Below are 15,736 nucleotides of genomic sequence, written 5' to 3'. Positions count from 1 at the left end.
TCGGGTCGCGGCGATCGCGGCCGAGGTCGTGGAAGCCCTGACGAAGCGGTAGCCGAGTGCCGAAGCGAAGTCACCGCAGGACCAGCGCCGAGTACTGCACTGTAGACACTGGCCATTCTTTCGGCTTCATGGCGAACCCGCCGGCATGGCAAGGGTGTTCAGGCGGTTGATTGCCGAGTGGGACGCTTCCCGCTGATGTGCGCATCGCGAGGTTAGGATGGGTTGCGGTTCTTCGTCATGGCTGTGGCAGGGGACTGTCTGTCGCGCCGCGCTTTCTGTACGGCCGGCCTCGAACGAATGGGAGGGCGATGTGCCTCTGACGAAGAAGTTTTCGCAGATGTACGACGATGCGCTGGCCGCATTGGCTGCAGCGTCGCAGCGTCCCGCTGCTGTCGTGAACGTCGAGGGGCACTACGCCATTCGCGTCGATCTCGAGTACAACCGCTGCGTGTTGGCCACCAACTCTCCGCGAGGTTTGTGGGACGAACCCGATGCCAGCGGGTCGTGGTGGGTGCGCATCATGCAAATCGGTGACGTGGGCACGGACACATTATTGAGTCAGGCGCAGAAGCCGTGGCTCATCGATGCCTTCGATGCCGCGATCGACCGGCTCGAATCCGGCGGACATGCCATCGTTGCCGATGTGGAATTCGGTGCCGTCGCTCATGCCGACGAGCGATCACCGGAGTGCGGTACGCGTTCGGAGGCGGACCGCTCTGCGGGCATCTGAGCTAGTTGCGCGATTCGTTCGGCCAGGATCGCGTTCTGGGATTCCAGGTCGAGGATGACACCGATCCCGGTCAGGTTTGATTCCGTCGGCGATCAACGCGCTGATTCGCCGCAACGTGGCCAGGTCCGCTTTGCTGTAGCGGCGAGTTCCCCCGCCCGTGCATCCTCGGCGATGCCAGCCACAACATGCGAGCAGCCCTGGACATCTGGATGCGGGAACGGCTCACAGCGGAGATCGAGAAAGAGCCGAAATCTACGAATCTCTACTTCCCCATCCGTGTCGACGAAAAGGGATTCGACGATTGGGAGGACAAAGCGAAGGGTCAAGGACTGAAAGTCGAGACCATTGCAGCGCTCAGGTCAATCCAACCTTTCTTGGCAGATCCGGAAGCTGGCAGAAATGTCCTCCGGCACGTACATGCACTCGACATCGCGGACAAGCACAAGCGGATACTCGACCCGCGGGTTCAACCACGGGACGCGGGTCCGATGAAGGTGAGCGGACTGATGCAGCCTGAGCCGGCGTCGGACTTCGACGTTGTCCTTCACAATGTGGATGTGAGGACCGAGGGAACGATCGTGGAGATAACGTCCTCGGCGCGCCTGTGTACGGCCGTCGCTGCAGGTCAGTGAGGTGTGGTGCGGCAGCAGGGTGGTTCATCCGTAGATTCTGTTCAGTATTGAGGTATGTTCAATGTTACTGAAACCAGTCGGAAACCGAACAGAGTGCGGTGGGATCATTGTATTCAAGATCAGCAACCCTCATGGAGGCCATCGCTGATCGCCTACAAGAGTTCGGCATCACACTAGATGTCGGTACTAGTCCGCTGGTTGAATCTGACGCTGGATTCGATGCATTGGTGACCCTCGTCGGACACGGTAATCATGCTCGATACGCGCTCAATATGAAGACATCAATGACCTTGACGGCGGTCCTGCCGATCTCACAGGCAGCCTGGATGCCTCATCCATTGCTGGTGGTTGGACCCAAGATCAACGGCCGCAGCGCGGCCGCCTTTCGTGCAGCCGATATTCAGTACATCGACACGATCGGCAATGCTTTCATCAAATTCGGGAGTGTCTACGTCGAAGTCCAAGGTCGCACAACTCCAACACTGAATTTGAGCTCAGAATGGGATTTTCCGACAGGAGATCACCGTGACTATCAGGAAGTATCTCCGCGTCGCGTCACACGGAATCTCTTTAGCCCCCGTCGATCTCAGGTTGTACTGGCCTTGCTTGCTTGGCCGAACCTAGCTGAAGCCAAAGTTCGGGACATCGCGCAGGTTGCTGGCGTCTCCGTAGGCCAGGCCCACGAATCGCTCGCATTGCTAGAGGACGCAGGTTTCCTTAAAGGCGAACGTCTGCACCGTTTCTCTGAACTGCTCGACTACTGGACCAATGAATACCCGCGTGGACTTGGCAGGAAAATGACCATTGCCACCTTCGCCTCCGATTCACCGGACAACTTCCGTCCGCTGTATCCGGATCAGGCCGTCTACTTCAGCGGCGAATCTGCTCGGGGCGTGGATATCGTTCGGCCGACAACTCTCACCATCTACGTAGAGACCTTCGACAAGAAGATCGCTCTGGTCAACAGGTGGAGAGCTGACAGCAGTGGAGGTGCAAACATTGTAGTTATGAAGAAATTTTGGACGGATCCAACATATTTGACGCGGCCTGACTATCGAGGCGAAGATGTACTGGCAGGGCCGGACAATGCTCCCTGGCCTTTGGTATACGCCGATTTGATGGCTTCGGGAGACCCACGTCTTGCGGAGGTCGCAAGAACATGGAGAAACGACCGCAGTGCTGAATCTGGACAAATGTAGTTCCGAACGTCTACTTCTCGTCGACAAGGTTTGTGCTGAACTACTAGCTAGATCAGGGCAATTACAATCGTCCGATCTGATGATCATCGGTGCACATTGCCGTGACGTCTTTCAAGAGGCATTGGGGTACACGTTCGATCTGAAGGCCACCCAGGATGTGGATATTGCCCTGGCGATCGCTGACTGGATGTCATATCGCGACGTGGTCGACGGCTTACCTCGTTTGGGTGAGACCGGAGTTCGGTATCGGGTGGCGGAGATGCCTACTGACCTCGTACCTTTTGGGGCAATAGAGGATCCGACGGGAACTGTTCTTCCCGCACCACGGAAAGAGACAATGAGTGTCTGGGCGTTCCAAGAGGTGTTCGACAGTGCCATAGAGCTGGACCTACCCACCGCCGGGACGATCCGCATTCCGCAGATCCATGGATACGCCGCCCTGAAGCTGTTTGCGTGGCTGGACAGGAGCGCGACCGGAAGGTACAAGGACGCCACGGACATCGCTGCAATTCTCTACTGGTACATCGACTCCACAGCAATCCTCGACCGCCTCTACGACACCGGGCGTGGGAATGAAATATTGGCTTTGTATGAATTCGATGTTCCACAGAGCGCAGCTCGTCTGCTTGGGGAGGACATCGTGCGCATCATCGGCCCCGACCGGGCGGCTGAACTCGCAGAGCGCTGGCCGGGTAAGCATGGGCATGTCCTTGCGTCGGAACTGAAGTTCTCGGCCGCCGCTCCGTCAAGCTGGCCACCGAGTGCTGATCGCCGTCAGGAACTATTGGATGCAATGGCACTTGGTTGGACTGCCGGCGCGTAGAGAACTGAGACAACGAGCGAGACACGGCCGAAGTCAACGCTTCAACGCATCACCAAGGCATCAGCGCCTGTCAGACGCGAGGAAGTGGTGGAAGGGACTGCCCCGGTCTGTTGACGTGTGAACTTGAGTGGAACAGTCCTTTTTGTATGTGTGAGCGGGCTAATGTAGTTGCGCTGACACCCCAGGGGCTGGGGCACTGCGGGTTTGCATTTAGATTCTGTTTGGTGCTTTGGTGAAATGTAGAAGCGGGCTATCGGGAAAAATTTTCACTCCTGGTCCGAAGTGCAGTTGGGACTGAAGTGACCACTGTTGCGGGGAAGCGGTGTCGTGGATTCCCCGCAACAGCAGTTAGTGGGCGAAAGCAGTCCTTTGGGGTCGATCGGCGTTGCTCTTACGAAGTTGCTCGACGACTTCGTTGAGGGCGGTGGCGAGTTTGTACGCGAGATCTTGGCTGAAACCTTCTCGTAGCACGATCCGCAGGACGGCGACATCTTCGGCGTCGGCGGGCATGGTGTACGCGGGCACTTGGAATCCGCGTGCCCGGAGTTCGTGGGAGATGTCGAAGACAGTGAAGCCTGGGTCGTCGACGACTTCGAAGGACAAGACCGGTATAGCGGTGCCGTCGGTGATGATCGCCATGTTGTCGATCTTGGAGATTGCGGCGGAAAGCATAAGCGCGGTGTCGCGCAGCGATTCCATGATCTGGGTGTATCCGGCGACGCCGAGGCGGATGAAGTTGTAGTACTGCCCGACGACCTGGTTGCCAGATCGAGAGAAGTTGAGGGTGAAGGTCGGCATGTCGCCGCCGAGATAGTTGACCCGGAACACCAAGTCTTCCGGTAGGTGTTCTTTCGAGCGCCAGACGACGAAACCGATGCCAGGATATGTCATGCCGTACTTGTGGCCACTGACGTTGATCGAGACCACACGCGGAACCTTGAAGTCCCACATCAGCTCGGGGTGCAGGAACGGGACGACGAAACCTCCACTGGCAGCGTCGACGTGGAGGGGGACGTCGGGACCACCGTTTGAGGCGATCTCGTCGAGGGCTTCGGCGATCTCGGCGACGGGTTCGAGCTCGCCGGTGAATGTAGTGCCCAGGATGGCGACCACGCCGATGGTGTTCTCGTCGACGGCGTCACGGACCTGTTCGGGAGTGATGACGTAGCGGCCCCTTTCCATGGGGAGGTATTTTGGTTCGACGTCGAAGTAGCGGCAGAACTTTTCCCAGACGACCTGGACGTTGCTGCCGAGGATGAGATTGGGCTTCGTGGTGTCTTTACCTTCTTGTTCGCGGCGCTGGCGCCAGCGCCATTTGAGTGCGAGGCCGCCGAGCATCACAGCTTCGGAGGACCCTACCGTTGAGACCCCCGTTGCGGACGCAGGGTCGGAGGTCAGCCCTTCTGCGTGGAAGAGGTCGGCAACCATGTTGACGCAACGAGTTTCGATCTCCGCTGTCGCGGGATACTCGTCTTTGTCGATCATATTCTTGTCGAATGTCTCGGCCATCAGCTTGTCTGCCTGAGGATCCATCCAGGTGGTGACGAAGGTTGCCAGGTTCAGTCGGGAACTGCCGTCGAGCATCAGTTCGTCGTGGATGAATCGGTACGCCGCTTCGGGATCCGACTCGGCCTTGGGCATTTTCAGAGCTGGAATCGGATCGGTGCCGAGCCGTCCTGTGTACGCCGGTGCGAGGGTTTCGGTGGGAGCTGCGAAGCTGTCTGACATTTTTTTCTCCTCCAGTATGCGAGCGTGCGGGGTACGACTTGGACGGTGATTCAAATGTGGTCGACTGTGAAGATGTTGCTGTGCAGTGCTTTACACCTCGATGGACGGGTACAGGCGTTCCATGGTGTAACGCCGGTTGCGGCGCACGGAGAGTGCGCTGATAGTCATCGAGACGAGCAGAATGCCGGTCAGGACGGCGATTGCTGTCCAGAGTCGAGAGTCGACGTGTTCGGCGGTGATGAGTTGCCGGAGGCCATTGACGGTGTATGTCATCGGGTCGAACGGATGAATGTATTGGAAGGGCGTCGCTGTCGTGGGCACTGGGTAGATGCCGCCGGCGGAGACCAGTTGCAGCATCAGGAAGGCCAATGTCACCACTCGGCCGACTGCGACGCCGAAGAGAGCATTGAACATCTGGATCATCGCCAAATACGTCGCCGAGACCAGCATCAGGAACAGGATAGTTCCGGGAACGTGTTTGACGTCCAGGCCGACCCCGATGTGGACCACGGCGTACATCGTGATCACTTGGAGGATGCCGATGAGCAGTGCCGGCCAGTAGGAAGCCAGAACTGTGCGATAGAGGCCGAGGTTACTGACAGTTGCGCGGGATTGTAGCGGGGTCAGCAGCATCCAGGTGATGATGCAGCCGACGAACAGGGCCAAGGAGAGGAAGAACGGCGCGAATCCGGTACCGAATGTGGGTGCCTCGTTGGTGTAGTCCTGCTTGAGTGCGACTGGGGTGGACAGGGTGTCCGCGGTGGCGTTGCGTTGCGCGTCGGTCCAGCTGGGTACTTGCCCAGCGCCCTGTGCGAGTGCGTCTGCCAGTTCGCCTGAGCCTGATTGCAGCTCGACCATCCCCGAAGCTAACTGATCGGCTCCGCTCGCGAGCTGGGTGCTGCCGTCGGTCAACTGGATCAGTCCGGAGTTCAAAGTCGTGGCTCCGGAACTGAGCTGGTCGGCGCCGTCGCGTAGTTGCCGGACGTCGGAGGCGAGCCCGCCGTTTTGCAGCAGCGCGAGTCCGGATTGCAGGGGACTGGATGGATCCGTCAACTGGTATTCGAGCGCGCGCGCATCACCGCTGAGGCGCGCTATCTCCGCTTGTAGTGCGGCAGTGTCACTTTGGGGTTGTGCTGCCACGAGAGGTGTGAGAGCTGCAACGGCCTGTTGTGCGAGCGGATCGGTGCTGGGTCCGAGAAGGTCGAGCACCCGCTGGATTGCCGGGGAGACGGTAACCTGTGGCGGCTTGGGGAGGCGATCCCCGAGGGTGGTGAGGGATTGCCGCAGTTGCGCAGCTTGCGCACCGACGTCGGAGACGGCAGTGGAGTCGAGGGCGTTGAGCAGTGGGTCGGCGACGCCGTCGATGGCTGTGGCGAGTTGCCCGGCGCCGGCTGCGAGCTGCGCGGAACCATCGCGTGCGGTGACCATGTTGGTGGCGAGTTCGCCTGCACCGGAGTTCAGTTGATCGGCCCCACCTTTGGCGGTGTCGATCCCGGCCGCGAGGGTCTTCGCTCCGTCGGCAGCCTGGCCCAGGCCCGAACCGGCGGTCTGTAGGCCCGTCAGGACTTGGCCGACGCCTTGGGCGCCGATGGTCGAGTTGACCTGATTGATGACCTGTTCGGACGCGTCCTGCCCGATGATGGTGGCTAGATAATTGTTGGCGTCGTTGAAGGTGAAGGTGAGATCGGCCTTCTCGGGGTTGTCACCGTTGGGTGACTCGACAGCGTCGCTGAAGTTCTCCGGCAAGGTGATGGTGAAATAGTACTTGCCGCTCGAGAGTCCGGCTTGGGCTTCTTGATCCGAGACCTCCGCCAAATCAAGTTGCCCGGAGGCGATGAGCGACTTGACGACCTGATCGCCGGCATCGACTTGTTGGCCTGTCGATGTTCGCCCCGAGTCGTTGTTGACAATCGCTGCGGGGATCTTGTTCACCTCGCCGAACGGGTTCCAGAAAGCCCACAAGTACATGGCGCCGTAGAGCAACGGCAACAAGATGATGGTGACGATCGCGATTCGTGGCAGGGTGCCGCGGGAGTAGCGTTTGATATCACTGCCCAGAGATATACCTGCGAGCATCGCTCACCGTCCTTCGGTCATGACGCCGATGTCACCGGCGCCCAGCAGGCCGTGCATGTTCACCACGGCATGGACGCCGCTGTCCGGCGGAAGGTCGTTGACATCGGCGGTGATCACCGACTGGTGCTCTCCCAATGCGACCAGTCGGCGTAACAACATTGTCCGCTCGTCGTCGTCGGCGATCTTGTCGACTCGACCCACCACCAGTAGCGGTGGTCTTTTGGTGTTCGCGACGGCGATCCGCAGCAACAGTTGTTGGATCTCCGGGAGATCGTCGACGAAGGCATTGAGCGGGGGGAGGTCTACGCCGCCAAATGTGTACGCACACATATCTGCTACTTGATCTTCGCTCACCCGGGGCACGAACTTGTACCACGGTGAATTCCATCGCAACTGTTCGGTCACCATGTCCCGCACCGTCACCGATGGGCGAACTTCGTCGAGTTCGTTCAGACATGCGATCGCCGAGACAGCCAGAATTCTCGAGGGTTTCTCGTAGCCCAGCACAGTCAATGACCCGGACGACAATCGCATCCGTCCGCATAGTGCCATCAGCAGGGCTGTGCGCGCGGCACCCGATTGCGCGGCCAGGACGGTCACACCGCCAGCCTCGATGTCGATGTCGAGTGGACCGAACACATGCCCCCACGGCCCGTGGAGCTCGATACCGCGGGCGGACACCAACGACCCTTCGACTCGGTCCTCAGGTAATTCCCAACGCTCGAAACGTGTTTCAACCAACTTGGACTCCCGACTCGGTGGAGCACGAGGACACATCGACCCGCTCAGGTGTTCAGCTTGAATTGGCTGCACGTCAGACGGATCAACGCGATGAAGACGTTGTCACAGTATGTTTTTGACGACCTGACCATTTTTGACAATGACGGAGAGATGTTTGGCCGGATCGGCGAGCAGGCTCAGATCCTCGAGTGGATTGCCGTCGACGAGAAGAACATCTGCCCACGCATCCTTGGCGATCACTCCGAGTGGTGCTTGCCGGTACGGATCGCGTTCGCCGGCAAGACGGAAGAGTTCGGCATTTCCCGACGTGAGCATCCGAAGTGCTTCGGCATTGCTGTAGTGATCACCGAGTCGCGCCGCCATTTCACTCTGCCGCGGCGCAAGCTGCGGCTCGAGCAAAAGATCCGTACCCCACGCTGTTTTGACACCGTGCTTGCGTGCCCAGCTGTACACATCGTCAGTGCCGGTGCAGATTTCGCGATCCTTTTCTGCGCGGCCCGGATCCGGATAGTGGTGATCGCCCAGCGCGAAGGGCTGCATCGAAAGCCAGATGTCCTTCTCAGCCATCAGAGCGATCGTCGCCTCGTCAGCGAGATGACCGTGCTCGATGGATTTCACGCCAGCTTCGATGGCGCGGCGAATGCCGGTGACGTTGTAAACGTGGGTGGCGACGTAGGTGCCGTAGTCGGTGGCCGCGTGCACTGCTGCACGAAGCTCGGGATCGGTGAACTGGACCGTGTAGAGCGGGTCGTACATCGATGCAGCGCCGCCGCCGACCATCATCTTGATCTGAGATGCGCCCTTCTTCAGCTGTTCGCGAACAGCTGCCAGTACCCGGTCAGGGCCATCTGCGACGCGCATGAAACCAATTTCTTCGGCGCGAGACTGCTTGCCTCCCAACGCGGTCGGGCATTCGTAGACAAACCCGAAGTCGCCGTGGCCGCTGGTTTGGGAGATGGCAGCCTGGGAAGGGTAGATGCGCGGCCCCTCGAACAGGCCTCGATCGATCACGGACTTGATGCTGCTTGTGTCACCCGCCATGTCCCGGACCGTGGTGAACCCGCGGTGCAGCATGTTCTTTGCTTCAGCGAGGCCGTTGAGTGCGATGTGCGCTTCACTGCCGGTCACCATGTCGACGTATGAATTCGCGTTACCGACCAGGTGAACGTGGGCATCGCTCATGCCGGGCATGAGTACTCGATTACCACCGTCCACAACAGTGGTCTCGCGGCTCGGATCATCCCCGACAGGCGACTCCGACACCGCGGCGATCGTGGTGCCGTCGATCAGAACGTCCCCGGCAACAAGGGTCGAGGAGGTGCCGTCGAAAACACGGACATTGCGAAACAGCAAACGATTTCCAGCTGGAGGAGTGGCTGTCATAAATCGGACATTAGCACCCAAAGTGGAGTCATGCTTCGGTAAAGTAAAAAACAAGCAGATGGTTTTAATTTGTTTCCGCGTACCCGCGGCGGGCGGATCGAAATCAGTGCCTGATGACCAAGGTCCCGAATGGAGGACTTTTCATATCGAGTCCAAGTACACTGCAGCGCATGCTGATTCACCCGACCATTCGAATGCAGTCGTGGGGATTCGTGATCGGATCCGCACTCTTCGCGCTCGGATCGGCACCCTTCCTGTCGGTCTTCTTCGGTGCCGCACTCGCCAACAGCTTCTTCTTCGCGGGCTCCTGGTTCTTTACCTGCGCGGCTTTCGTTCAGTTGGTGCTGGCCGGGCCAGCAACCACAACCGACTCGGGGCGTCCCGCGATCCGGGCCGTCTGGCTGTCTGCTGCCGTGCAGTTACTCGGGACGATCTTGTTCAACGTCAGCACCGGGGCTGCGCTGCACGCGCTTACGCTACGAGGCGAGATGCACTTGGTCTGGAATCCGAACGCGGAGGGCTCGATAGCCTTCCTCGTCTCGAGCGGACTGGCTGTCCTCATCCTGCTGAGGGAAGGCGCTTACTGGGCACCGCAATCGAAGGAATGGCAAAGCGTGTGGCTGAATACCTTGGGATCCATCGCATTCGGAGTCTCCGCGATCGGATCGTTCGTCTTGCGAGACGGGAACACGTTGGACCCGAACATGGCCAATATCGGAACCTTTGTCGGCGCAATATTCTTCCTGCTGGCATCCGCAGTATTCCTCGGAAAAAGCAGCCGACCGGCGCATTCCATGGCACAAGCAGTCTAGCGTTGTCCTAACAATTATCAGACGCGCCGTAGTGCTGTAGAAGCCTTCCCAGTGCCGCCCCGTTCACCCGCATCGAGAGGCCGGCCGTGCGGTTTGTGATTTCACCACCAACTGACCACTGTCGGGGTCCCCCTGATATTGGTCACCTCGACGTCTGCGAAGGTGCGCTCCGACGGCAGCGCCTCGTGTTGGCATCGGCACCCTCTGCCCAAGTCGTTGATCACCTCGGCCGGGTTCTGCATCAGGACCTCGTCTACCGATGGTGTCTGGTGTTCGACCAGCAACGACTACCACTCTTTCTTTCAAAACCTTGCGCAATCCGTCCTGTCGCTCACAGCCAGTCGCGGCCGCAGCGTTTCTGTTGATGTTGCACGTACATTGCACGAATCTACCGGCCTCCCGCGGCAAGTCGCATGAGATCCGTTGTGTAATCGACATCGGAGGTACCGCGCTCGGCGCGCGTCGCATAGCCTGCAAACTGGTGCTGGTACCCCGTCCAGGCGCTGTCGGCGATAGATCGGCCCACCTCACTCAGTACGAGGGTAGAGAGCTCCCTAGCGGCACGCTCGATCCGCTCCCCGAGCGCGGACGAGCTCCAGTCCTCCGGAGCAGCGAACAGCGAAGTGGGCACCGGCAACGCCCGCAAGAACGCAAACAATGGCCGCAACTGATCATCAACGACCATGGCATGCCGGGCAGTGCCAGCCGTCGCAGCGAGAATGACTGGCTTGGCGATGAGCAGATCGTTGTCGAGGACGTCGACGAACGACTTAAACACTCCGCTGATACCGGCCTTATAGACCGGAGTACTGGCTACCACCGCGTCCGCCGCCGCCAGCCGTTCGATCGCCGACTGCAGTCGTTCCCCGGGGAAACCGGAGACGACGGCCTGGGCTATCTCGACCGCGAGCGGCCCCAGCTCGATCACGCTGCCAGATACTGATGCGCCGGCCTCGCGCATCAGGTCCATCGCCTTCTGCGCCACCCGGTCAGCGAGCAGCCGCGTGGACGACGGCTCGCTCACACCTGCGCTCAGCACCACGAGGCGCACGGCATCGAGCTCCTGCCTGTCAGAAACCAGGGCTCCATCGGTCATGATCTCTTCCTCACGATTGCGCGCTGCTGCACGAAAGCCGCCTGTCCCGGGGCCGCCACGAGAAGAGCGAGGCTCAGATCACGCAGCGTCATCAGCTGCGATGCATCCAGCGCGCGTGTCATCGCCTTGGCCACCCGCCGTGCGATGTGCGCTCCGACTCGCCGTTGAATGCCCAGCCCCGCCTCAGTGAGTCGGATGCGGTGGACTCGGCCGTCCGCGTGATCCTCTGTGCGTTCGACGAACCCGCGATCCTCCAAGCGGACGATGAGCCGGGACATTCCCGGCTGGGTGAGTAGCACATCGTCACCCAGCTCGGTGATCCGCAGGCCCGTCGCCTCGAACGAAAGCGCATAGAGCACGGCGTACTCCGTCGAGTGGAGCCCTTCCCAGATGTCAGCATCGGCGAACTCCCGGGCCAGCGTGGCCTGGGTGCGGTAGTACGCCTCCCAAGCCTCGTTCGCCAGCCTGAGATGAAGCGCCATCACAACTCCATCGGGAACTGCGCCTGCACCTCGGGAGCGCTGTCCTGATAGGGCGAGGTGCCCGACAGGTTGTCTCCCCGGTTCGGGTTCGGACGGGGCTGCCGTGGTTCGACGTCGCCATACTTCTGAGTGATGAGGCTGGCATGCGTCGGTGCTCCCGGGACTCCCGGGGCGCGACGTGCGGCCAGCTCCTTGCGGAGGACGGGCACGACTTCTGTGCCGAGTAGTTCGACCTGTTCCAGAGCCATCTCGACCGGGAGCCCCATGCTGTCGAGCGAGAAGAGCTGGCGCTGATAGTCGCCGAAGCCCTCTTGGAAGGTGAGCGTCTTGTCGATGACCTCTTGGGGGCTGCCAACACTCAATGGTGTGCGAGTCCTGTAGTCGTCGAGGGAGCTGCCCTTGAAGACCGGGTACTCCTCGAAGTACGGGCGAAAGGTATTCACCGCATCCTGCGACCGCTTGGCGATGAACGCCTGGCCACCCAGGCCCACGATCGCCTGCTCTTTCGTGCCGTGCCCGTAGTGCTCGAAACGTTCGCGGTAGAAGTCCACCAGTGGCTTGAAGTGCAGGTTCGGGGCGAGGATGTGGTTGGCGAAGTATCCGTTGCCGTAGTAGGCGGCCTGCTCCGCGATCTCCGGAGTGCGGATCGAGCCGTGCCAGACGAACGGGGGCACGTCATCCAGCGGTCGCGGCGTCGAGGTGAAGCCCTGTAGCGAGGTGCGGAACTTGCCTTCCCAGTCCACGACGTCATTGCGCCAGAGCTGGTGCAACAGGTTGTAGTTCTCGAGTGCGAGGGCGACGCCCTGACGGATGTCCTTGCCGAACCATGGATAGACCGGCACCGTGTTGCCACGGCCGACCATCAAGTCCAGCCGGCCCTTCGCGACATGCTGGAGCATCGCGTAGTCCTCGGCGATCTTTACCGGGTCATTCGTCGTCATCAACGTCACCGAGGTGCTCAACACGATGCGTGTGGTGAGCGCCGCTATGTGCGCCAGCAATGTCGTGGGCGACGAGGGGACGAATGGCGGATTGTGATGCTCTCCAAGGGCGAAGACGTCCAGGCCGACCTCGTCGGCGCGCTGCGCCACCCGTACGAGATTGCTGATCCGCTCTGCCTCGCTCTGCGTATATCCGGTCACCGGGTTCGGTGCGATGTCGCCTACCGTGAAGATTCCGAACTGCATAATTGTCATCCTTTCCGCTCGATGCAACAACATGACTGTGCATGTATTCCCGGAGGGATTAAGAGCTGTGAAAAGTCGGCTTCCCAGGGCGGTCGTGGCTCACTGCTCTGCACAAGACGGGCAAGCCCAAGAATTAAGTGCAATCTCCATTCACGCCCGGCCCATGGCGCGCGGGTATTCGCGCCACTGGGGTTTGGGTCGACACGCACGCCGGCGACCGTCTCTTCCTGCGGGCCGTGTGCTCGGCTTGGGCACGCCGAAGTCGCCCTCTGCTTGCCTAGCTGCAGTGATGCCGGTGAACGCGAGCCAAGTGGTGCGAACGACTGGAGTCATCGCTGCAGATCAGGAGCTCCGGTGAAATCGAGCCCGGGTCATGGCCCTGAGCCGTGGGCATGACGAGGCCTGTCAACCTGATGCCAAGTAGTCGGAGCCTGTAGTCGTCCTTGGACGTCAGCTAATCGGGGGGCGCTCATGTAGAAGTTGCCAGAAAGGCGGTTGCCGCGACCTGCGAAGTAGAGGCAGACCTCGGTAGAACGCACTCCAGGGGCCATGCTGAAGAAAACAACAGGCGAGAGCGGGAGTGAGGATATCGGGAGATTGCGGATATGGTCTGGTTTTACAGCATGATGAACCGCTTAACATTGCGCCGGATGAGGGCCGGGACTGATGCTCAATCCAGGCCCTCATCCGCTGTGGTTAGTCGGTGATCGTGACGATTCCGGACGGTGCGTCCAACAGCTCGACCGTGCGCCGGGCAGCCTGGTCGATCTGCACACGAGGCTCGGCGGGAACGGCATCGGGGTTGTAAGTGCCGGCGCCGTAGAACTGGCCGTAGCTGAGGACGACCCCGCCTTCAGCGAGCACCGACGTCTCCAGCTGCTTGACGGCCACCGCGTCAGGTCCATCGGGAAGTTCCCAGGCGACTGTCTGTGCGAGGATCTTCGGGCTGCCTGCGGCGCGTGCCGCAGCGATAACGTTCTGGTTGCCCTCGGTGCGGATGCGGGCGTTCAGGTCGCCGAATTCGGCGATCTTGTCCACGTCGTCCGGAAGGTCGGTGAGCTCGTTGAGGATGATGTCGGGGCCGAACTCGCTAACGGCCGCGATGAGCGCGTCGCGGTCGAAGACATCGACGACGACGGGCTGCGCACCGAGCGAGGCGAGCTTTTCGGCTTTGCTGGCGGATCGTGTCATGCCTGCCACCGTGTGGCCTGCTTCGACGAGCAGCGGGATGAGGCGCTGACCGATGACGCCGGACGCGCCGGCGAGGAAGATCTTGGACATGATGTTGCCTTTCTTTCTTTGGGTTTGCCCCGGACGGATGACCCGGAGGTGGACATCGATCAGGCGCGCCGCTTGATGCGCGCCTGAGCAACGAGACTGACGAGAGTCAGAAGTACCGTCAGGCCCGTGTAATAGACCACGGCGGGGATTTCTCCCAGCCGCGCGACCAGTTGCCCCTCGATGACGATCGGCAGTCCGAATGCGGTGTAGGAGACGACATAGATTGACGCGACGATTCCGGCGCGTTGCTGTGGCTGCACGATGGGGACGAGTAATTGGAGCGCGGCGGTGAAGGACGAGCCGAACCCGATCCCGGCGATCGCCTGGCCGATCACCATGAGCGCCAGGCTCTCAGCGGTAGCGCCTCCGATGATCGCCACGGCCCCGATGATAGATGCATAGATTCCGATGACCATCGCCCGGCGCGAGGGGACCGTTGCCAGAACAACGCCGGTAATGGTCGATACTGCGGGTGCGACGAATCCGGAGAATCCTCCCAGGAATGGGCTCTCGATCCCGAACACGCTACTGACCATGTTCGGCGCAAGACCGCCCGACAGGCCTGCGAGCATCCATACTGCCGCGACCACCGGTGCAGCGGCGAAGAACTCGGTGCGTGCAGCGGCGGGCACTGAAATGCGGGGAATCATTGAACGCATCGCCCCTGGTGTTCGCGCTCCCGTCTCACGCGAGAAGATTGCAACGAGTCCGCCGAGCACCGTCAAGACGATCAGGACTATGCAGATGATGGTATTCGCCGCAGGCGTGAGCTCGATCGCGAGCCCGGCAAGAATCGACCCCAGAGCCAGCCCACCGGTCAGGCTGACACTCCCCAGGATCGATCCCAGGCGCTTATTCCTTTCTGGTGCCAACTCCAGCATTGCCGCAGTGAATGCAGCCGTGGCTGCGCCGCTGGCGATGCCCTGAACTATCCGCCCCGCGATTACCCAGCTCACATCAGTCGCGGCCAGGAAGAGCAGATTCGAGGCTAGTTGCACGATGAGCCCACCGATGAGTACGGGGCGACGCCCGATGTAGTCCGACAGCGACCCGAGCGTCAGGACGGCCACGAGAAATCCGGCCGCGTACACCGCGAAGGCAACATTGAGCATCTCAGGCGCGAACCCGAACCGATTCTTGTAGTCGACCAGCAGGGGGGTTAGAGCTCCCGCGCCCAGATACAGGCTCATGAAGGCGACGGCCGTTCCTGCCAGAGCGAGCCCCGAAGGTATGGTGCGCCTCCGAGCGCGGGTTCCGCTCGTGGCCGGGTGTTGTGAAGACATTAAGGGCTCCTTGATGGATCGTGACTTACCACGGGCCTCCGGGACCGCCGTACGTCATAAACAGTAGGAGCTAAGAGGAATAGCATCGAGTACCATTTGGCCACTTAATCCCCAGACCACTTAAGGGGGTGGGGCGTCAGGTCGCCTCAAGGCCCTGCACTCTTGCATGCCGATGCTGGCACTTGAACGCTCTTGATAGCCCATCGTTGGTGCGAGATGCACAATAAGAGCTGACTGTTGCTAACCTCACCGCAAAAAACAGGCTGAGATTTGACGGCGCAAC

General features: G+C 60.5%; 14 protein-coding genes. 5 read left to right on the top strand and 9 right to left on the bottom strand.

The window, feature by feature from the left end:
• Window positions 1-310 precede the first annotated feature (310 nt).
• The 4 genes from H7C86_RS33370 to H7C86_RS33355 all read left to right on the top strand — a co-directional run bounded on the left by H7C86_RS33370 (window position 311) and on the right by H7C86_RS33355 (window position 3,384).
• Window positions 311-730, top strand: coding sequence for a hypothetical protein (locus tag H7C86_RS33370; protein WP_182263145.1), 420 nt, complete (start codon window positions 311-313; stop codon window positions 728-730).
• A gap of 185 nt (window positions 731-915) precedes the next feature.
• Window positions 916-1,362: a hypothetical protein gene (locus H7C86_RS33365; protein WP_182263144.1), complete on the top strand. Its 447-nt coding sequence runs from the start codon at window positions 916-918 to the stop codon at window positions 1,360-1,362.
• Window positions 1,363-1,493: 131 nt separating this feature from the next.
• On the top strand, window positions 1,494-2,561 hold the full coding sequence (locus tag H7C86_RS33360; RefSeq protein WP_182263143.1) for a type IV toxin-antitoxin system AbiEi family antitoxin: 1,068 nt from the start codon (window positions 1,494-1,496) through the stop codon (window positions 2,559-2,561).
• A gap of 79 nt (window positions 2,562-2,640) precedes the next feature.
• Complete coding sequence (locus H7C86_RS33355; protein WP_182263142.1) at window positions 2,641-3,384, top strand: hypothetical protein; 744 nt, start codon at window positions 2,641-2,643, stop codon at window positions 3,382-3,384.
• Between the two features lie 348 nt (window positions 3,385-3,732).
• Here H7C86_RS33355 and H7C86_RS33350 read toward each other — a convergent pair whose 3' ends face one another.
• The 4 genes from H7C86_RS33350 to H7C86_RS33335 all read right to left on the bottom strand — a co-directional run bounded on the left by H7C86_RS33350 (window position 3,733) and on the right by H7C86_RS33335 (window position 9,312).
• On the bottom strand, window positions 3,733-5,112 hold the full coding sequence (locus tag H7C86_RS33350) for a glutamate decarboxylase (RefSeq protein ID WP_019746876.1): 1,380 nt from the start codon (window positions 5,110-5,112) through the stop codon (window positions 3,733-3,735).
• Between the two features lie 90 nt (window positions 5,113-5,202).
• Entirely contained in the window at window positions 5,203-7,188 is a 1,986-nt protein-coding gene (locus tag H7C86_RS33345; RefSeq protein ID WP_134998437.1) for a YhgE/Pip domain-containing protein, read from the bottom strand.
• Window positions 7,189-7,191: 3 nt separating this feature from the next.
• Entirely contained in the window at window positions 7,192-7,827 is a 636-nt protein-coding gene (locus H7C86_RS33340; RefSeq protein WP_024488313.1) for a hypothetical protein, read from the bottom strand.
• Between the two features lie 204 nt (window positions 7,828-8,031).
• Window positions 8,032-9,312: an amidohydrolase family protein gene (locus H7C86_RS33335; protein WP_019746879.1), complete on the bottom strand. Its 1,281-nt coding sequence runs from the start codon at window positions 9,310-9,312 to the stop codon at window positions 8,032-8,034.
• Window positions 9,313-9,482: 170 nt separating this feature from the next.
• Between H7C86_RS33335 and H7C86_RS33330 the strand changes: the two genes are divergently transcribed.
• Window positions 9,483-10,124, top strand: a complete 642-nt coding sequence (locus tag H7C86_RS33330; protein WP_182263141.1) for a hypothetical protein — start codon at window positions 9,483-9,485, stop codon at window positions 10,122-10,124.
• 388 nt (window positions 10,125-10,512) lie between these two features.
• Here H7C86_RS33330 and H7C86_RS33325 read toward each other — a convergent pair whose 3' ends face one another.
• From H7C86_RS33325 to H7C86_RS33305, 5 genes are all read right to left on the bottom strand, one after another.
• On the bottom strand, window positions 10,513-11,220 hold the full coding sequence (locus tag H7C86_RS33325) for a CE1759 family FMN reductase (RefSeq protein ID WP_182263140.1): 708 nt from the start codon (window positions 11,218-11,220) through the stop codon (window positions 10,513-10,515).
• Window positions 11,217-11,702 carry a MarR family winged helix-turn-helix transcriptional regulator gene (locus tag H7C86_RS33320; protein WP_182263139.1) on the bottom strand — a complete coding sequence of 162 codons (486 nt, stop codon included), beginning with the start codon at window positions 11,700-11,702 and terminating at the stop codon, window positions 11,217-11,219. The genes H7C86_RS33325 and H7C86_RS33320 overlap by 4 nt, the downstream gene beginning before the upstream one ends.
• Window positions 11,702-12,889 carry a CE1758 family FMN-dependent luciferase-like monooxygenase gene (locus tag H7C86_RS33315; protein ID WP_182263138.1) on the bottom strand — a complete coding sequence of 396 codons (1,188 nt, stop codon included), beginning with the start codon at window positions 12,887-12,889 and terminating at the stop codon, window positions 11,702-11,704. Before H7C86_RS33315 ends, H7C86_RS33320 begins: the two co-directional genes overlap by 1 nt.
• 696 nt (window positions 12,890-13,585) lie before the next feature.
• Complete coding sequence (locus H7C86_RS33310) at window positions 13,586-14,170, bottom strand: SDR family oxidoreductase (protein ID WP_182263137.1); 585 nt, start codon at window positions 14,168-14,170, stop codon at window positions 13,586-13,588.
• 59 nt (window positions 14,171-14,229) lie between these two features.
• The gene (locus tag H7C86_RS33305) at window positions 14,230-15,453 is read right to left on the bottom strand and encodes an MFS transporter (RefSeq protein WP_182263136.1); all 1,224 of its coding nucleotides are present in this window, start codon (window positions 15,451-15,453) and stop codon (window positions 14,230-14,232) included.
• Between the last annotated feature and the right edge of the window lie 283 nt (window positions 15,454-15,736).

Origin of the sequence: Rhodococcus sp. UFZ-B548 (genome assembly GCF_903819475.1) — a bacterium.
In the GTDB taxonomy this organism is placed as follows: domain Bacteria; phylum Actinomycetota; class Actinomycetes; order Mycobacteriales; family Mycobacteriaceae; genus Rhodococcus_F; species Rhodococcus_F erythropolis.
This window is presented reverse-complemented; position numbering and strand designations above follow the sequence as displayed.